This is a genomic window from Corynebacterium silvaticum, assembly GCF_004382825.2.
Taxonomy (GTDB): domain Bacteria; phylum Actinomycetota; class Actinomycetes; order Mycobacteriales; family Mycobacteriaceae; genus Corynebacterium; species Corynebacterium silvaticum.
In genome coordinates this window covers 246,879-266,130 of the sequence record NZ_SDQO02000003.1, presented here as the reverse complement: position 1 = coordinate 266,130, position 19,252 = coordinate 246,879, and the positions used below count along the sequence as shown (strand labels likewise).

14 protein-coding genes are annotated in these 19,252 nt (G+C 55.3%); 11 read left to right on the top strand and 3 right to left on the bottom strand.

All coding sequences use genetic code 11. The features are described from left to right. Positions 1-22: 22 nt before the first annotated feature. Genes ET810_RS09300 through ET810_RS09290 form a run of 3 tightly spaced genes read left to right on the top strand, consistent with a single transcriptional unit; the run spans position 23 to position 3,300 of the window. Positions 23-973 (top strand): ABC transporter permease, encoded by a 951-nt coding sequence (locus ET810_RS09300; protein ID WP_166741063.1) that lies wholly within the window; start codon positions 23-25, stop codon positions 971-973. Continuing rightward, positions 966-2,642 (top strand): ATP-binding cassette domain-containing protein, encoded by a 1,677-nt coding sequence (locus tag ET810_RS09295; RefSeq protein WP_134316218.1) that lies wholly within the window; start codon positions 966-968, stop codon positions 2,640-2,642. Before ET810_RS09300 ends, ET810_RS09295 begins: the two co-directional genes overlap by 8 nt. Then, a complete protein-coding gene (locus ET810_RS09290; protein ID WP_087454645.1) occupies positions 2,635-3,300 on the top strand; it encodes an ABC transporter ATP-binding protein in 666 nt (221 codons plus the stop codon). Before ET810_RS09295 ends, ET810_RS09290 begins: the two co-directional genes overlap by 8 nt. Positions 3,301-3,350: 50 nt before the next feature. On the opposite strand, the gene ET810_RS09285 is transcribed toward ET810_RS09290, so the two are convergent. Beyond that, a complete protein-coding gene (locus ET810_RS09285; protein WP_087454644.1) occupies positions 3,351-4,712 on the bottom strand; it encodes an AI-2E family transporter in 1,362 nt (453 codons plus the stop codon). Between the two features lie 355 nt (positions 4,713-5,067). Between ET810_RS09285 and ET810_RS09280 the strand changes: the two genes are divergently transcribed. The 8 genes from ET810_RS09280 to ET810_RS09250 all read left to right on the top strand — a co-directional run bounded on the left by ET810_RS09280 (position 5,068) and on the right by ET810_RS09250 (position 16,821). Beyond that, a complete protein-coding gene (locus tag ET810_RS09280) occupies positions 5,068-5,934 on the top strand; it encodes a class C sortase (RefSeq protein WP_216605391.1) in 867 nt (288 codons plus the stop codon). Between the two features lie 4 nt (positions 5,935-5,938). After that, positions 5,939-6,706: an isopeptide-forming domain-containing protein gene (locus tag ET810_RS09275; RefSeq protein ID WP_087454642.1), complete on the top strand. Its 768-nt coding sequence runs from the start codon at positions 5,939-5,941 to the stop codon at positions 6,704-6,706. A gap of 2 nt (positions 6,707-6,708) precedes the next feature. Then, on the top strand, positions 6,709-11,799 hold the full coding sequence (locus ET810_RS09270; protein WP_225870161.1) for a DUF5979 domain-containing protein: 5,091 nt from the start codon (positions 6,709-6,711) through the stop codon (positions 11,797-11,799). A gap of 29 nt (positions 11,800-11,828) precedes the next feature. After that, entirely contained in the window at positions 11,829-12,260 is a 432-nt protein-coding gene (locus ET810_RS12815) for an LPXTG cell wall anchor domain-containing protein (protein ID WP_225870160.1), read from the top strand. Between the two features lie 310 nt (positions 12,261-12,570). After that, the gene (gene dnaK / locus ET810_RS09265) at positions 12,571-14,403 is read left to right on the top strand and encodes a molecular chaperone DnaK (RefSeq protein ID WP_087454641.1); all 1,833 of its coding nucleotides are present in this window, start codon (positions 12,571-12,573) and stop codon (positions 14,401-14,403) included. After that, on the top strand, positions 14,400-15,044 hold the full coding sequence (gene grpE, locus ET810_RS09260) for a nucleotide exchange factor GrpE (RefSeq protein ID WP_087454640.1): 645 nt from the start codon (positions 14,400-14,402) through the stop codon (positions 15,042-15,044). The genes dnaK and grpE overlap by 4 nt, the downstream gene beginning before the upstream one ends. A 162-nt stretch (positions 15,045-15,206) precedes the next feature. Next, entirely contained in the window at positions 15,207-16,397 is a 1,191-nt protein-coding gene (gene dnaJ / locus ET810_RS09255; RefSeq protein ID WP_087454639.1) for a molecular chaperone DnaJ, read from the top strand. Positions 16,398-16,416: 19 nt separating this feature from the next. Next, positions 16,417-16,821, top strand: coding sequence for a heat shock protein transcriptional repressor HspR (locus ET810_RS09250; RefSeq protein WP_087454638.1), 405 nt, complete (start codon positions 16,417-16,419; stop codon positions 16,819-16,821). 33 nt (positions 16,822-16,854) lie between these two features. Here the strand turns inward: ET810_RS09250 and ET810_RS09245 are convergent, their stop codons facing one another. Both ET810_RS09245 and ET810_RS09240 read right to left on the bottom strand, forming a co-directional pair. After that, entirely contained in the window at positions 16,855-18,087 is a 1,233-nt protein-coding gene (locus ET810_RS09245) for an endo-beta-N-acetylglucosaminidase family protein (protein WP_225870159.1), read from the bottom strand. A gap of 176 nt (positions 18,088-18,263) precedes the next feature. Continuing rightward, positions 18,264-18,908 carry a hypothetical protein gene (locus ET810_RS09240; RefSeq protein ID WP_087454637.1) on the bottom strand — a complete coding sequence of 215 codons (645 nt, stop codon included), beginning with the start codon at positions 18,906-18,908 and terminating at the stop codon, positions 18,264-18,266. Positions 18,909-19,252: the final 344 nt, after the last annotated feature.

Here is a 19,252-nt window from a genome sequence, read left to right as displayed (position 1 = left end):
CAACCTCGACGGTATAGGTGTGATGGTGGGGCTGCGCCTGCTTGTTATCGCATGTACTACGGTCGTAGTGACGTTCATTATGTTTGCTTTGGCGGCGTTGTCGCCGTTTGATCCCCTTGCTCATTATCTCGGTGCCGAATACGGCGATTACACCGATGATGAGCGCGCTCGAATCGCAGCGTCGTTGGGCGTGGATAGGCCTTGGTGGCAGCAGTGGCTGCAATGGTGGGTCGACGTGCTGCGAGGTGATCTTGGCTGGTCACGCGTTTACAATAAGTCGGTCGCGGATGTGATTTGGGAGCGACTCCCGTGGACGATCGTGCTGTCCTCGGTCGGTTTGTTCCTCATGCTCGTAATCGCCGCGATCTTGGGCGTATGGGCTGCTCGTCGCCCCGGAGGCTTGGTAGACCGTTCTGTTAACGCAATCGGCGTTTTTGTAGCGGCCACTCCGTCGTACGTTTATGCACTCGGTGCCGTCCTCTTTTTTGGTGTGTATTTGCACGTCATTCCGGTGGGTGGGGCTTCGCGTGTTGGCGACGTTCCATCACTGCTGACGGTGGGGCCGTACCTGGTTGCGCCCGCTATAGTGCTGGCGGTCTCCCAGTTGTCCTGGCCTTTGCTGACTATGCAGCAGTCCACGCTTGAGGCCTCGCAATCCCCGGCGGTGGCTAATGCGCGGCTACGCGGATTGAGTGAAAAAACCATCCTCGTGCGCCACGTGCTTCCGCTGTCGCTGATGCCATTGATTACGTTGATTGGCGCGCGTTTGGGCGAGCTCGTTGTGGGCGCTGTGATTGTAGAGACCGTGTTCTCGTGGCCAGGACTGGCTCAAGCGACCGTGGAATCTGCGATTGCGGTGGACTTCCCGTTGTTGGCTTTCACTACCGCTGCCACTACGGTCGTCGTGATGCTAGGTTCGCTGGCCAGCGACGTTTCTTACATGATTATTGATCCGAGGGTGAGCGATGTTTAAACAAACTAAATCTCCCGTGGCAATGCACGTACAGAAATGGGCTAAGTATCATCGCATCAGCATTTCCGTCTTTATCGGAGTTGTGCTGTACGGGTTGCTAGTCCCAGTCTTTTTTGATGCTGGAAACCCCAGTTTCTCTCGGGCTCTTCATCCCCCGAGCTCCACTAATCCTTTTGGCACTGACCACTTTGGCTTTGACCTCTTTGTCCGCACAGCGGAGAGCTTGCGGGTCTCGCTTGTCATTGGTTCTTTGTCTGCGCTCGTGGCAACGGCGCTTGGAGTGATCGTCGGATTGATTGCCGCCGCAGTGGGTGGACGCACAGACCGCATCATCATGCGTCTTAACGATGCAGTGAACTCCATCCCGCACCTGATTCTTTCCGTGGTTATCGTTGCGCTGTTCCGAGGCTCGCTTGTTGCGATTGTGCTGTCCATCGCGTTGACACACTGGTCGCCGGTTGCCCGCATTGTTCGTTCTTCTGTGCTTGCCGTGCGCACCTCGGATTATGTGGATGCGTCTTATGCCGCCGGTGGCCCCTTTAAATGGGTGCTTATCAAGCACCTAGCTCCTGCAGCCGCTGGTCAGACCGTGGTAGCCATGATCATGCTGATGCCCCATGCTGTGTGGCATGAGTCTGCGCTGTCATTCTTGGGATTGGGTATCCAGGCAGATGAGCCGTCGTTAGGCACCCTTATGGACCTCGCTCGCGAGGACATCATGCGGGGCGCATGGTGGGCGCTGGTATTCCCTGCAGCCGTATTGCTCACCACCACGCTTTCTACCGTGTCGCTGGCGCGGAAAGTTCCTGAGGTGGTCACCGATATTGATGTCACTGAAGCCGAGGAACAGATAGAGACCGACGTGGTGTCCCCGAGCACGGGTATGGAAGTTCACAATGTGAGCGTTGTCGTGCACGGAAAAAATGACACCCAGCAGCGGATTCTCAAAGATGCGTCGCTGCATGTGGAACCCGGTTCCGTCCACGGTTTGATTGGTGCCTCAGGTTCGGGCAAGACCACCTTGGGTAAGTCGATCGTGGGAATTGCTCCACAGTATTCCAAGCTCGTAGGGCGCGTGAGCGTCGCCGGGAAACCGCTGGCGTGGGGAGAGAAAGACTTCTCTAAGATCCGGGGCACCGTCGTTGGTTTTGTTCCGCAATCTGCAGCGCAGTCTTTCACACCTGTGCGCAGGTTGGGCACCCAGCTGCAAGAGATTATTGACCGGCACCAGGGCACCTACACCGTGTCTGATTTGTTGCACACCGTCCATCTTCCGGAGGAGACCTCGGAGTTCTTCCCGCATCAGCTTTCTGGCGGCATGGCGCAGCGAGCGGCTATCGCAGCAGCGTTGGCCGGCAACCCGACGTATTTGATTGCCGACGAGCCGACCAGTGCATTAGACCCACAGCTCACCTCCGATATTTTGGCCCTGTTCAAAGAGATCGCAGATTCTAAGGGCGTAGGAATTTTGGTGATCAGCCACGATATTGAGGACCTGCGAGAATCCGAGATCTGCGACACCGTATCCGTGATGCGGGACGGCGAGATCATGGAAACCGGTCCTGCCCACAAGGTGTTGCACACGCCAGATCATGCGTACACGCGCGCATTGTTGGCAGCGCTGCCTAGTGGCGGATTAAAAGTTACGGAAGGACTTGAGCGTGGATAACACACAGAACCTTCGCGCATCTGCGGTGACCGTTGAATTTACTAAGAACGCACCTGTTCTAGAGAACCTCAGCATTGAGATCATCCCAGGCCAGATGATTGGTTTGGTGGGTCTTTCCGGCTCCGGCAAGACAACACTGGCTCGACTGCTCGCCGGGAAAATGGCCCCTACCCTGGGCAAGGTCCTCATCGATTCTCAGGAGGTTTCTACACAACGAGGCCACCGTAATCCGGACATCGCCACCATCAATCAGTCGCCTCGGGATGCGTGTTCTCCCCGGTGGAAGCTGAGAGACATCATCGCGGAACCATTGCGCATCGCAGGCAAGCTTGACGACGATGCCATCGCCGCGCGCGTGAACGAATGCGCTGATGAGGCGCTTGTCGACGCCATGCTGCTAGACCGGCTGCCCCATCAAGTCAGTGATGGTCAGCTACAGCGTGCCTGTATCGCTCGCGCGTTAGCGCAGGCACCGCGATTCCTTATCTGCGACGAGCCGACGTCCATGCTGGACCCACTAGCTACCGCTGCCGTGGTGTCCTTGTTGCGTCGACAAGCTGATAACGGAGTGGGAGTTCTGCTCATATCCCATGATCACCGCCTCCTCGCGGCATGCGTGGATACCGTGCTTGAGATGGATCACTTGAAGTCCAAGTAAAGAAAAGTGTGGCCCTGGCGAAGAACCAGGGCCACACTTTTTGTAGTTTTTTAGTCGTCTGTGGGGTGCGAAGGAGCTTCTTCCTTCTTAATCACCACATTCGATGTTTTTCTCAAACTTAGCTTGGTTAGCTGTTCCTTGAGGTTGCCCCAAGCCTGTTCGCCATTGATCGGTGGGCTGGCTTCTTCGGCGGTAGCCAGCTCGATCTCGTCAAGCGTTATTTCACCTGCTCGTAGCGCGACGAGCTCGGAGTGGTAACGGATGAGCACTGCCAAAGCAGCTGCTACCGGTACTGCCAGGAACGCGCCCACCACGCTGAAGAGGGCAGAGCCGATAGTCACAGCGAGCAAGACCACTGCGGCGTGCAGGTTCATGGCGCGAGACTGGAGCACCGGCTGCAAGATGTGACCTTCAATTTGCTGGACGGCAATGATCAGGATGAAAGCGAAGATAGCGTTAGAAACACCGTTGCTGACCAACGCGATCACCACAGCAAGCGCGCCTGCGGTGAAAGCACCCACGATAGGGATAAAACCACCAAAGAAGGTCAGCACTGCCAGGACCAAGGCAAGCGGAACCTTGAGGATGAGCAAGCCGATTCCGATGAGGACGGCATCGACCAAGGAGACGATGGCCTGCGCCCTGATGAATCCTGCCAGGGCGTTCCAAATACGAGTCAGTACCTCGGTGAGGTGCCAGCCCACGTTAGGGCCGGTGACCCTGCGCACCATAGGCAGAAATCGCGTGCCGTCCTTGAGAAAGAAGAAGGACAGAATGAGCATCAGGATAATCGTGATAAGAATCGATGATGCCGTGGTAAGTCCAGAGAACACGCCGTTGGCGATATTGCGCGAGTGCTCTTGGAGCGCCTGCGTTAGTTTTTGGATGTAGCCATCGACTTTCGACGTATCCAGGTTGAGCGGGCCGTGCTCTGCCCACTGCAGCGCGCGGTTAATGCCTTCGGTAGCGCGATCGACGAGGTCTTTCGACTGAGAACTTACGCTTGGCGCCATTGCGGCAAAGATACCGCCAATAGAGCCAAAGAATCCGATAGCAACAATAATGACAGCGGCCGCTGGCGGAACTTTCCTCGCCCGCAGCCATCTCACTGGCGGCCAGAGGACAGTGCACAATAAGAGCGCCAGGATGACGGGGAGGACGCCTTGCCATACGGTGGCTAGTCCGCGCCATGCCATAACGCTGGCGATGACCACGATAATAAAGCGAAGCGCCCAGCCGGAAGCCCATCGTGCGTCGGCGCCAAGGATGATCGCGCGGTCTTTGCGAGGTGCCTCGTTAGCGGGGACAATGAGCGGTTCTGATTCCTCGACTGCGGAGTTTAAAAGATCGGAGATGTCTCGATCTGATGTGGTACCAGGGGTCGGGGAGTGGGGGTTCTTATGCGTATCCATCAGAAATAAGAATGCCACAGCTGTGGAGATTTAAGAATCATTGGAGCGAAAATTAAATCCTGAGGTGAAGGATGCCTCTTTATAGGGGGAGTCGGAGGTGGGTAAACCTTATGAATATTACCCGAATGCTCACCACATAGATAAGGGTTTAGCTAATTAAAAGTATTTATTATAAATAATTTTAATTAAAAGAAGTAGCGTACCACTGTTATAAGTCTCAGGACTTGTGAAACATACAACAGTTCCTCTTCTGCTCATGACCTTAAAGACTACAGAACATGTTTGAAGCTCATAGAGATTGATTGTGGGGCTGTGGGCGTGACAATCAAAACAAGTGAGGAAGAAGGTGCCTTCTATGAGGGCAAGCCTAAGCAGAACGTCAAACAAACCTGTCATGATTTCTCTAGTCCTGGTGATCGTAGGTGTGATCACTCTCCTCTACCCAGTAGCCGCAGCGTACATATACAACGCATTCCATGCACGGGAGGCTCAAAAATATGTCGATTCGCATAAAGACATGTCTGATGCGGATAGGGAACGCTGGATTGCCCAAGATCAGAGTTATAACGAACGCCTAGCCCATATTCCGATATTGGACCCGTGGCTGTCCCGAGTCTCTAAAGACAGCGGGTTGTATCGCGAGTATCTAGCTCAGCTCAACGCGCCGGGCACAGACGACGCAGTTATGTCGGTGGTTTCTATTCCCTCAATCGCAACCACTCTTCCGGTCTTTCACGGGACAGACGATGAAATTCTGGACAAGGGGTTGGGGCATATCTACGGATCATCGTTGCCTGTGGGCGGCCCCAACACCCATGCGGTGATCACAGGACACTCAGGGCTGGCAGAAGCCACGATGTTTGATCACCTGGAAAAAGTGCAGGTGGGGGACATGGTGTACGTGGACACCGTGGGCAAAGTCCTCACCTACAAAGTGACCAACACAGAAGTTGTGCTTCCGCAGGAGATAGAGAGTTTAAGAGCACAAAACGAAAAAGATCTCCTCACCCTGATTACGTGCACCCCCTACGCGATTAACACCCATCGGTTACTTGTGCACGCGGAACGCGTGGAGACAGAGGAACACAGCCTGCCGCAGACGGCTAGCAGATGGGAAACCTGGATGCTGTGGAGAATCCTTGCCGCGCTGGCGATCCTGGCTGTGGTTGTAGGGATTTACCTGCGCAGACGATCTGGAAATAAAGAAAACGAGAAAGCTTAAGCTAATGGTGAAACAAAATAAACTGGTGCGCATACGGCTGGCCGTGGTTGCTGCGATGGGCATAGCAATCGTATGCCCCTCGCCGATAGCTTTTGCTCGCCCCGCCGTGTCTGTGGACTCTGTCCAAGCAGCAACCATCGATCCGGGTCGTAGCGCAAGCCTGAGCATTGAATTTAAAAATTCTCCGGCCGCGAGTGGCACGCTATCCGGCATACCCGTGCGTATTGCTCGTATAAGCGGAATCGACCTGACCACTCAAGAAGGTTGGCTGGCAGCATCCAAGCTGTCCGTCGTAGAGGCTCTCCAGCAGCCGGAGTCTCAGTCGTGGCAGGCGAAGACCGATAACGCGGGCCGAGTGCGATTCGACGCCCTGCCCATCGGCTTATATAAGGTCCAACCCGTCGCAGGGTCCGACCGAGGGTTTGAGCCTTTTATTGTTCCACTGCCATCCTCAGCCGAGACCGGCGCATGGAACTACGATCTCCTGGTTCATCCCAAACCCAAACACAAAGAACCTAGCGATCCGACGGTGCCGTGGTGGGACTCAACACTTCCGCCGCTTCCTCCGAAGACGCCGCAGCCAGCTACTCCTACTCCGTCTACACCAAACCCGCAGCCGGACAAACAGGAGAAACAAAAGCCAAAAGGCTCATTTCTGGCGAGGACGGGTGCATCAGTCCTAGGTGTTGCACTCGTGGGCCTTATCCTAGCCGCCCTGGGATTTGGTGCCGTGATGTGGAATAAGAAGAACAACCGAGGAGACGATGAGTAATCATGATCGTTAGCGTGAAAAACCAGCTCCGGTGGTTGACTCGCCACATGCTGGCAGCCGCAGCCGTATTAGCGATCACGGTTGCAGCCCTGACCTTTCCGCTGAGCTCGGAGCCTACGGCGCAAGCTCAGCCAGCACCGGTGCAACCCCAGCCCGATCTGGACCTTAATAAGTGCGGGGCCTCTGTTGCTTTTGTCGTGGACCTTTCCAACTCTTTGAGCCCAGCAGACCTTGAGAATCAGAAGAAGACGCTGCGGGAAATGGTGAAGTCCCTGGAAGGGGCACCGTACACGTTTAGCCTCTATACCTTTGCCACCGCAGCTCCTGCCTATGGTGAGGGCAATCAGAACCTGAAGTCGATGTCCTTGCGCGATCCCGAGCAGGTGAAGAAATTTAGAGAACGGATCGACTCACTTTTCCTTCCCGGTAACACGTTTGGCGCCACCAACTGGGAACAGGGCATGAAGCAGGTCGCAGACGACATTGAAGCTGGTACTCATTACGACACCGTTTACTTCATCACCGACGGAAAGCCAACTTTTGATAGCAACGGTAAGAACTATCAGGGCAACACCACTGAGGTTTCAGAAATCGACAACGCGGTAAAACAAAAAGAGAGGTTTATAAAGAATAAAACGCAGTTCATTCCCATTGGAGTGGGCGCTGCTATTCAGGATCAGACTCCGCAAGAGATTCGTGCTCCGCGTTACTACGATGGGTATGCAACATATTGGGAAGTTGTTGGGTACTACACCTCGCAACAGATGCTGAAGATGATCGCACCAGATCCTAACAAAGTGATCATCTCTCCTGATTACGCGACTCTTCCATCTGAGCTTCAAAAGAATTTTGTCACCGGATGTCTTTTGGTGAACAAAGAAATTGTGGACGGGGATGGCATGTTCATCGAACCAGGAGCGGATTGGCATTTTGATTTAGAAAGCGGATCCGCGGAGAAGAAAGACCTTGTTACCAACGCCAGGGGCGTGGCTGCTGTTGCCGTGTCAGATTTCAGTCACGGTAACCCAAAGGTAAAGGTCATTGAGAAGCAACAGGAAAAATTCCAGTTACTTACAGAAGGCGACAAGGCCGTCACCTGCCAAGCCTTCCAAGCAGGCGGCCAACCTCAGAAAGTACAAACGTCTGCCATCACAAATGGTGTGGAACTAACCCTCGACCCGGCGAAAATCATCTCCTGTACCTTCTCCAACGTGCCCAAGGTGCCGGTGGAGATAGGTAAGGACGTGGTCACTCCTAATTCGGTGTTGTCGCCCACGGTCAACGGGCGGACCTTCGACCTCAGCTACACCTGTACGTATCAGGGCAAGGAAGTGGCAAAGAAAGAGGAGAAAGGCCTGTTCTCTGGCGACCGCCGGCAAATTGGTAACCTGCCACTTGGCACTAAGTGCGTGGTGGAAGAAGCACAGCCGCAGGTCGATGAGAGGCTGTATACGTTAAAGACGACGTGGGCGACCGATAACGTGGCGTCGACAAGCGCAAACGACCGCAAGGTTGAATTCGTTGTGGGAAAGAAAGCTTACGACGACAACGGCCGGGTTTCGGCGGTAGCCACAAATACGTACGAGCCGGTCACACGGACGTTCAAGCTCTCTAAGCAGATAGTTAATCGTGAGAAGATCCCGGCTTCGCTGCTACCAAAGAACTATCCGGTGAAATACACATGCCGTTATATTCCTGATCGTGATCAACGCCCAGAAACCGGTGGCAGCGCACAGCCGTTGTACGTGGCAAATGGCGTGACCACTATCCCGCTCGACGGCGAGGCCACTATTGGTCCGCTGCCCGTTGGCACCGAGTGTGCCTTCATCGAGGAAGGCACCTCGACGAACCCCATCGCCATTGAGGGGTATGACCTCAAGCCTTCTTGGCAATCAAATGTCTGCGTCAATGCAGGAGACGGCACCTCTGACCTGAAGAATTGCCAGGGCAACTACTTCTGGCTGAACCCCGATACCGCTGTTGATCCGCAGACCAAAGCTGTCAATAACTACGAGCCAAAGCTTGGCGCGATCCTCATCGAGAAGAAAGTAAGCGGAAAAGACGCTGAACTGGGGCGCGAACGCGAGTTCATCTTTGACGCGGTCTGCCGTAGGGAAGGTGTGGAAGTCTTCCGAAAAGAGGGCATCAAGATCGTGGGCGGTCAGGCTGTGCGTATCGACGGCGCGCCGGTAGCCTCTACCTGCACCGTGAGCGAGCGCGACGTTGCGGTGGAAAACGCGACGGTGAACAAGGCCGCTGATACGAATGTTGTGGTCGGGCCGGCTAGCCAAACGCCGCGTAAGGCGTTGATGACCAACGAGTTTGTGAGGGACCAAGGACCCATCACGATTAAAAAATCCGTCGATGCGACAGAGGTGTTGGACGTAACAAAGCGCGCGGAGCTTATGCTTGCTTCCTTCACCGTCAAAGCGCAGTGCGTTGTCCCTGCTGAGGACTCCCCGCGTTCTGTCGAAGTCACGTTGGCTGATGGAGAAACGAAAACCCTGGGGACCTTCCCCGTGGGAACGCAATGTTCCCTCACGGAGGATTATGACGTCCCAGACGGTGTGGAACTGGATAAGAAATTTAGCACCAACGTGGCCGCTGTGGAGTCGCAAGCGGGAACGTCGGTAGACATCAAGAACGTATTTTCTACCCGGAACGGTGATCTCACCGTATCCAAGAAGGTCGCTGTGCTGAAGGAGGGAGTGGACGATCTAGACAACTACGTCCCCAAGACCTTTAGCTTTGGGCTGACGTGTACTGATGGCACCACCAAGAACTTCTCCCTCGGCGCCGAGGCAGAAGAAGTGATCAGCGGGATCAAAGTCGGCGCTGAATGTACGTTGACGGAGAACAACATGCAGCACTCGCAAGAGGTCGTTGAGACGACGTCCATGGAGGGCGTCGAGAAGAGCGTGACCGGCAAAGTAATGACGTTTACTATGCCGGAGGTGGGGCAAGCAGCCACTATCGATGTCCGCAATGAGTACAAGCCCGCCATGGCAAAGTTGACCCTGAATAAGAAGGTCAGCGCGACGTATCAAGGCAATGGTCAGCCCGTTCCCGAGGACATCATTCAGGGGCTTTTTGCGGATACTAAGTTCCAATTCACCTACACCTGTAGTCGCGGTGGCAAGGAGCTGCTTCAAAGCACGGCGCAAGTGGGCAGGGGAGAACCCATAGAAGCGGAAGTCCCCGTGAATGCCTCATGTACTTTTACCGAGAACACGGTAGAGATTGACGGATTGGAAGGTCCTACCCTCAGTATTGAGGGGGCCGGGCGCATGGATGGCGCAAAGACGGACACCATCGTTGTGGATAACGTCGCAGGTAGCACCACAGGCACCGTGACCAATAACTACAAGGTCAAGACCGGAAGTTTCAACCTGCGCAAAAAGGTAGGCGGAGACGGCATCAACGTGGTCAGTAAAGATCGGAAATTCGATCTCTCCTACACCTGTACCTATCACGGTCAGGTGATCCGCACGGGAACCATGAACATCGCCCGCTTTGAGCTGGGAGGCGAACACAAGATAGATAACCTCCCCGTCGGCACCGAGTGCCGGGTATCGGAGAACCTGGACACCGCGCAGCTGGCTAACCACAAGCTAGCTCTAACCTGGGCGGTGACCGCAGACCAAGACGGCAACGGAACCGAGACCTCGTGCACCTTGGCGGAAAACTGCGAGAATACCCAAGGACAGGACTCCGCGGTGATGAAGATCCGCGAGTCTGAGAACGCCAGCGCCACAGATCCGAACTTCCAAGGAACGCTTGTTCTGTGGAATTCCTATACCGCAGACCGGCTTAAAGTGCAGTTGACTAAGCAGCTCACGGGAGACGGGCCAAGTTTGGCCTCCGACGAGGACTTTGTGTTTAACCTGGCCTGCAAAGATCCGCGTGGCGAGCGCACAATCACGGCACAGCGAACTATCCGAGGAGCCGGAAACGGGCTGTTTACTACGCCAAATGCGCCGGAGCAATCGGCTGTGGAGGTTCCGGTGGGATGGACCTGCCTGATTACCGAGGAACAGATCAACCGCTATGACGCAGACGTGAATGTTTCCTTTGACGGCGCAACGCTGGAGTCCCCTCTTACGGACAAAGCCGGGGCCACCGGTACGTTCAAGATCGCCGGCGAACCCGATTCCACCCAAAATGTGACGGTGGTCAATGACTACGCGCGCAAGCGTGCGCAGCTGCGCGTGGCCACAAAGTACGTGGGCAACCAGGAGGGCAACGTTAACCAGTACCTCACCAACAAAGAGACCTTTGGTGTGTCCTGGCGGTGTGAGGATCCGCTGACAAAGCAGATACATCAAGGCTCCCTCAGGGTTCCGGCTGACGGAAAACCGGTAGAGATCCTGGGCACAGACGGCAAACAACTTCCGGTCTCCGTGGAGTGTGAACTTACAGAGGACACCTCTGACAAGGTTCCCGCCGAGTTCGCGGATAGTGTGCAGTCGGTGCATCGTGCCTATGCATCCCGAAACGGGCAGGTCTTCTTGGACAAGCCGGAGTCGATCACTATCAAGCCGGTGGATCTGCAAACGGATAACGTCACAGACGTGGTGTTTGAAAATAGCTATTGGATGGACACCATGGTCTTTGCGGTGCAGAAGCACCTTGAGGGACCGCAAGACGTCTTGGGTGAGAACCCTCAATTCCGCTTCACCTATCGCTGTGATCTGCCGCTGCTGCCCACGCAGCCGGTGCCGGAAGCCTTCCGCGCCGGGGCCTCGTCGCCTACTGGTTCGCAGACTGTCCGTGGAACCTTTGATATTCGGCATGGCCAGAGTTGGGTTGCCCCAGGTGTCCCTATTGGTACGCGCTGCTGGATCTCGGAGCAGTTGACCGAAGAGCAACAGGCTTTGTTGGCCAGCAAGGGACTGCGCCTGGAGCAGAGCACCACCCAGTTGTTTGAGGCTACTCCGACGGAGCAAGCACCTGAGTCTCTTGAGGAGCAGATCGCTAAGGCGAAGCGCACGCCGATTAGTTCTGGTAAAGAAGTTGAGCTCAATGAGCAACAGGGTGGAGACATTAATCTATATCAACAGCCTGTATCGCACCGAGGGTTCGATTTTCATTGAAAAGGTGGACGCGCAGGGAGCTCCGCTGAATGGGTCGAGGTTCTCGATTTTCCGTGCGGAAGGCGACCATCCTACCGGCGAGCCGTTGTTCACTGACATTGTCCCCGAGGCACAGCGTCCTCTCTCTTGCCCCTGGCAGCTATTACCTCGTAGAGACTACTCCTGGTGAGGATTCGCAGCTGCTTCCGCAGGCCTGGCGCTTCAACGTGGTACCCACGGGAGATCAGGCGGGCGATCTGCGGTTTACTCTTGATCCACAGGCCAGCGACTCGGGTCTGATCAGTGTGAGCCGTAAGGATGACAGTGATCAGACGAGCGCGTGGGTGATTCAGGTGGCCAACGTGAAAACGGGTGAGTTGCCGCTGACTGGTCGTGGCGGTCGCAAGCTCTTTACGATCATTCCGGTTGTTCTTCTGCTTCTCGCCGGCGGTATTTATGCTTGGCGACGTCGCAACGAATAGCTTGAGCTAGCGCATTGAGAGCGGCCCGTGGTGAGTGCTTTGTAGGAGAAGGCGCTCGCCGCGGGCTTTTCGTGGCTTTTGTCATGAGGGGGTGAACTGCGGGAATGGGGAATTTTTAAAAAAGTTGAGTCTTGTGGGAACAACTTTGGGGATAGCGCCGTTATGCATAGTGTCAGGTTGAGTGACAGGCGCTCAAGGTATCTGGTAAGTTCTTCACTTATAGTTGGACGGTCCAGTAAGATTGAGTCAGAGTCAGTCAACTTTAAGTAAAAACGTTAAAGATAAAACCAAACACTCAGGAGGACATCACATGGGACGCGCAGTAGGAATTGACCTCGGTACCACCAACTCGGTGGTCTCCGTGCTGGAGGGTGGCGAGGCTCAGGTTATCGCTAACTCTGAAGGCTCCCGCACCACCCCTTCGGTGGTCGCATTTGCTAAAAACGGTGAGGTCTTGGTCGGACAGTCCGCCAAGAACCAGGCCGTGACTAACGTTGACCGCACCATTCGCTCCGTCAAGCGCCACGTCGGCACCAATTGGACCGTTGGCATCGACGACAAGAAGTACACCCCGCAGGAGATTTCTGCTCGTACGTTGATGAAGCTGAAGAGGGATGCAGAGTCCTACCTGGGCGATGAGGTTACCGATGCCGTGATTACGGTTCCGGCGTACTTCTCCGACGCTCAGCGTCAGGCCACCAAGGAGGCCGGCCAGATCGCAGGTCTGAACGTTCTGCGTATTGTCAACGAGCCTACTGCTGCCGCTTTGGCTTATGGCCTGGAAAAGGGCGAGAAAGAGCAAACCATCCTCGTCTTCGACCTTGGTGGCGGCACCTTCGACGTCTCCCTCCTGGAGATCGGCGATGGAGTCGTTGAGGTTCGCGCAACCGCCGGTGACAACGAGTTGGGTGGCGACGACTGGGACAACCGCGTGGTCGAGTGGCTCGTAGACAAGTTCAAGAGCAGCAATGGCATGGACCTGTCCAAGGACAAGATGGCTATGCAGCGCCTCCGCGAGGCTGCTGAGAAGGCAAAGATCGAGCTGTCTTCCTCTCAGTCTGCAACCATCAACCTCCCGTACATCACCGTCGATGCTGACAAGAACCCACTGTTCCTGGACGAGACCCTTTCTCGTACCGAGTTCCAGCGCATCACCCAGGATCTGCTTGATCGCACCAAGGCGCCGTTCAACCAGGTGATCAAGGACGCAGGCGTTTCTGTTTCCGAGATTGACCACGTTGTGTTGGTCGGTGGCTCCACGCGTATGCCTGCTGTTTCTGAGCTGGTGAAGGAACTCACCGGTGGCCGCGAGCCTAACAAGGGCGTTAACCCAGACGAGGTCGTAGCCGTAGGCGCTGCACTCCAGGCTGGCGTTTTGCGCGGCGAGGTGAAAGACGTTTTGCTTCTCGACGTCACCCCGCTCTCCCTGGGCATCGAAACCAAGGGTGGCGTGATGACCAAGCTGATCGAGCGCAACACCACCATCCCTACCAAGCGTTCTGAGACCTTTACCACGGCTGAAGACAACCAGCCTTCCGTCCAGATTCAGGTGTTCCAGGGCGAGCGAGAGATCGCTGCTCACAACAAGCTGCTTGGCTCCTTTGAACTTGGTGGCATTGCTCCGGCACCGCGTGGCATCCCGCAGATCGAGGTCACCTTTGACATCGACGCTAACGGCATTGTCTCCGTGTCCGCTAAGGACAAGGGAACCGGCAAGGAAAACACCATCAAGATTCAGGATGGCTCCGGTCTGTCTCAGGAAGAGATCGATCGCATGGTCAAAGATGCCGAACAGCACGCAGAAGAGGACAAGAAGCGTCGCGAGGAGCAGGAGACCCGCAACTCCGCTGAGACCATGGCATACCAGACCCGCAAGTTCTTGGAAGAGAACGGCGAGAAGGTTTCTGAGGAGCTGAAGGCCAAGGTCATCGCAGCTGCTGATGCTGTCGATGAGGCACTCAAGGGTGACGACATCGAGGCTATCAAGACCGCCGTGGAGAAGCTGTCCACCGAGTCTCAGGAGATGGGCAAGGCAATCTACGAGGCAGAGGCTGCTAATGCAGGTGCTGCTGACGCTGCTTCCAAGGCTGATCCGAATGTCGTCGACGCTGAGGTCGTTGACGAGGAGGAAGAGAAGAAGTGACCCAATCCCACGGTATGCCCGATAACCCGGGCGATCCCGAACACACAGATCCAGAGACAACGTCGGCAGAGCGTGCAGAGGCTGCTGCCGAGGAAGCGGAGCGTGCGGATCAGGGGAACGTTGAGTCGGACATCGACCCTACGGTGGAAGCCGAGCTCGAAGAAGCCCTTGCTGCTATTGACGCTGAGGTAGCCGAGCAGGCTGCTGAGCCTACCCTGGAAGAGCAACTCGCCGAGAGGACCGAGGACCTACAGCGCGTGAGCGCAGAGTACGCGAACTACCGTCGTCGTACCGAGCGCGAGCGTCAGGTTGGAGTAGAGGCGGCTAAGGCACAGGTGATGACTCAGCTGCTTCCGATCCTCGACGATCTTGACCTTGCTGAGAAGCACGGTGACCTTGAAGAAGGCCCACTGAAAGCTTTCCGTGACAAGTTTGTCGGTGTGGTCGAAGGCCTGAAGGTCACCCCGTTTGGCGAGGAAGGCGATGCCTTTGACGCTGAGCGCCACGAGGCAGTTCAGGACCTCTCATCTGGCGATGAGAAAGTTCTGGGGACGGTTCTACGCCGCGGCTACCAGATGGGCGACCGGCTGCTCCGTACTGCGATGGTGATCATCGCTGACCCTGCGGAGTCTGCTGAGTAGTATCATCACCCGCAGAACGATGAAAGTACACACAAGGGCGCGGGGCTTTTCCACACGAGAATCCTTCCGCGCCCTTTGTGCACGAAAACAAGAAACCCGTTAAACCCACGGACTCGGAAGAGCGCAGTCTCAGACGATGTTCCCGAAAGGAGGAGATGCCCAATGGCTGTGAAAAACGAATGGGCTGAAAAAGACTATTACGCTGACCTAGGGGTCTCTTCGAAGGCAACAGAGTCTGAGATTAAAAAGGCATACCGCAAGCTGGCGCGCGAGAATCACCCCGATTCCAACCCCGGTAACAAAGCCGCTGAAGACCGCTTTAAGCAGGTCGCAGAGGCCTATGACGTGGTTGGCGATGAATCCAAGCGCAAGGAATACGACGAGTTTAAGGCCATGATCGCCAGTGGCGGTATGCGTGGTTTTGGGCAGAACGGAGGCGCCGGATTCCCCGGCGGGTTTCGGACGCAGGAAAACTTCGACTTCGGAGACATTTTCGGGAATCGATCTGGATCGGGTGGAGGCTTCTCTCAAGAAGGTGGTCTTGGGGATATCTTCGGTGGCCTTTTCAACCGCGGCGGTGGTGCTCACAGCACAGTTAGGCCGACGCGGGGGGCGGACGTCGAAACGCAAATAACCCTGGATTTCCGTGAAGCAGCAAAGGGAACCACAATCCCGGTGCAGCTCACGGGCGATGCGCCGTGCTCTACCTGCCATGGCTCGGGGGCTAAGAGCGGTGCCCCTACCACGTGTAGGCATTGCAACGGCACGGGATTTACTTCAGAAAACAAAGGCGCGTTTGGGTTCTCCGCGCCGTGTAAGCACTGCGGTGGCACGGGCAAGGAGATCACAGACCCATGTCCTGATTGCAACGGCACGGGCACGGTACGCCGGACTCGCTCCATCACCGTGCGTATCCCCGTGGGTGTGATCGACGGCCAGAAAGTCCGGCTTGCTGGGCAGGGTGAGGCAGGGCCGAATGGCACGCCTGCCGGCGACCTTTTTGTTACCGTGCACGTACGTAATGACAAAGTGTTCACCCGTTCCGGAGACGATCTGGAAGTAACTGTTCCGGTGTCTTTCGCGGAACTCGCGTTGGGTGATACGGTCTCCGTGCCCACGCTAGACGTGCCGGTTCGAGTTCGTATCCCTTCGGGCACTCCCGATGGTCGCGTCCTGCGCGTTCGCGGTAAAGGCGTGCCTAAGCGTGACGGTAGCGCCGGTGACCTGTTGGTCAAAGTCCAGGTGCAGGTTCCCAAGAATCTCGACGCCGCTCAGGCTAGTGCTTTGAGGTCCTATGCTCAGGCAGAGAAAAATTCCGGATTCGATCCGCGTGCGGGTTGGGCCGGAAAATAACACGGAGGAGGTGTAAAAGATGGCAAGCAGGAGCAACCCTGAATTTGGCGAGGTCTTTGTCATCTCCGTGGCCGCTGAACTATCTGGCATGCACGCTCAGACGCTGCGGACTTATGACCGGCTCGGCCTGGTCACCCCGCAGCGTACCCGTGGCGGCGGGCGCAGATACTCCCGCTCGGACGTGGAACTATTGCGTACCGTTCAGCGCTTGAGTCAAGAAGAAGGCGTGAACCTGGCGGGCATTAAAGCGATCATCGAGCTTAAAAAGGAAAATAAGAGGCTTCACGACGAACTCGCGGCCGCGCGTGAAGAGCTGGAGCAGTTAAAACAAAATGGCACTCGCCCCCGTGGGGAGATCGTGCACGTTCCTCGTTCTACAGCGGTTGTGATGTGGGAACCGCGCAGAGGAAGGCGTTCCCACTAGCAGACAACAAAAAGGCCCACGAGATTAGTAGTGTTATTTGCTATACCGTCCTCCTTTAAGTGTTGGAAACAATAAGGACTGTGAAAGGAAACTGCTGGTCCCGGACTGGGAGCGTGCTGCTCTTGTAAAATGGGCGGCAGATGTTCCTAAGTCTGTTAGTGATGTGCCTGTGGTCAGCTCGATGGCTCGCTTGGTAAAGGCAAAATCGGTGGGTTTGAGAGTGGTGAAATCATCTCCGTCGTAGGTGCGCCCGTTCCTGTCGAGGGCGTAGGCGAAAGTCCCGCCCTTTTCTGCTTCGAGCTTCGGCTTCCATTCTGCAACTTGCATCGCGCCAGACGTGTTGACGTCGCCGATTGCCGTGAGGAAGCGATTGGTGTCATTTTCCTCCGGGTGGGCGTAACCCGCCATGAACTGGCACGAGTTGATCTTGTCGCGGAAGCCATTCCATACCTGGTCGATGCTCTCTTTTGTCCCCTTGTCATAGGTCTGCGCGAGGACATAATCCACCAAGTCTGCAACCAGCTCTACCTGAGACCGGTGTGCATCATCAAAGGTGTCATAGATGAGGTATTTATATCTGTCATCGCCCGGCTTTTTCCCCGCATTTGCAGGTGCTTTTGGGCCCATGAGCTCGGAGAACGCTCCCATGATTTTGCGTAGCTGCCACTTGAGGTTCAGTCGTTTCTCTAGGTGATGTAGCTCCATGTCTACATCTAGCCCGTCGAGATTATGCTTGTCGACGTACTCCTCATATACATCGCGCGCTATCTCCCGGTATTTGGAGTCATCTTCTTTAGCCTGGCCGTAGAGGCCTTTCTCCTTGATCTTATTGAGCAACAGCTGCGCGCCGATTGTCCGAACAACCTTGGTGCCGCGTTCTTTGAGCGTGGGATGATAGTCCTCATCAAAGGTCTCCCAGAATCTGTGATCGCTCTTCTGGTTGTCTTCCACATGGAACAGCGAGACCATATTGACCTGTTCAGGAATATCGGTCAGCTTGATGTGGAGCTTGTCTTTCCATTTATCGTCGTCGTTAAGTTCAATGGCCTGATCGCGCCAGGTGCGGTAGTAGCCGAAGAAAATCGGTTTTGCGGCGCATGTTGCTTGCTCGCCTACTGTGTCTGCCTGGCCGGGACTTGCCGTGAGCGGCTTATTGGATAGAGTATCGGGTGCTGCCGAGGCCGGAGCACTGAGGCTTGCCGCGAGTACCGCAGAGGCGAGCCCTGCCGTAACAATGCGTGAAACTGAACGAGGAAAGTTTCGCATCGTGATCCTTCAATAAGAGATTGCTAAGAAGCGAGCTTCATATTAAGGGAGCTATTAGCTATAGGCAAGTAGAAAGTTAGAAAAACATAAGTATTTATGTTGAGGGTGGGTTATAAAGATGGGCCGGACAGGAGTATGTCCTGCCCGGACCGGGGGTGGTGAAAGATTGTCAAAATTTATTCCTCGGGGAGTGTTGTCTCGTTGTTGGCGGTCGTCTTGCCTGGCACTACGGTTGCCGAGGCAAGCTGCACATCCGGTGTGGTGGTGCAGCTGGAGTGGGCCGTTGCGCTGAAGATAAAGACGCGCGCCCGGACGGTGCCCGTGGTGACTTCTTTGGTTGTTGCGAAGACGACGGAATTGCCGCCGGTGGCCCGAAGCTTGATATTGAGCTCAGGGGCTGAGGCGGTGAGGGTGTCTCGGTGAAGGGCGGCGGTCAGCTTGTCGGAAATCGTTAGGATGCCGTTGGATATTGTGAGTCCGGGCTGGGGTTCTGCGAGTTGGACATTGTCTCCCACGTGCAGATTGATCGCGCTTTTCTCCATCTTGATGCTGCCGATTTTCTTCAGGGTGTCATTGTGGATTGTGACGTCGGAAAGCTTAAATTTTGCTACAAAAGTCTCTACTGCTGTGACTTTTTCCGGGAGGGAAACGTCGAATGTGGTGTGCGTGTCTTGAACGGTCTTTCCAAACCTTCCCGCATCTATAGTGCAGTGCAGTGGTGCCGCTACGGGCGCGGCGTAGGCGACGTGGGGAAGTGTTCCGATGAGTAGTGAGGTGGCAATAATTCCAGAGCGGATGCTAGTTTTGCGTAGATGACGCATGGGAAAACTCCTCTTTTACGTGTTGTGCGGAATGAACGTGTGTGCAAGCCTTCGGGTGATGGGGTCGGGTCGTTTCGTGGGAAAGTGGTTGAAGATTCTTTAGGGTGCATCCTCAATTTTAACTGAGTTTTGAATGTGTTTTCGCGTGTAAAAGGTTGCAGTTTCATTAAGTTTAAAAAGGGGGTAAAAATTGCAAAATTCACAAAGGGGGTTGGCTGTCAGCGGATGTGCGGGATATTGAGGGTTAGCAGCTTTTAATTGCCAAAATTGGGGATGCCAAACGCCCTAAAAAGCTATAGGTTGACTGTTAGAGGTTTCTATGGTGACGCAAGGCGTATATGGTT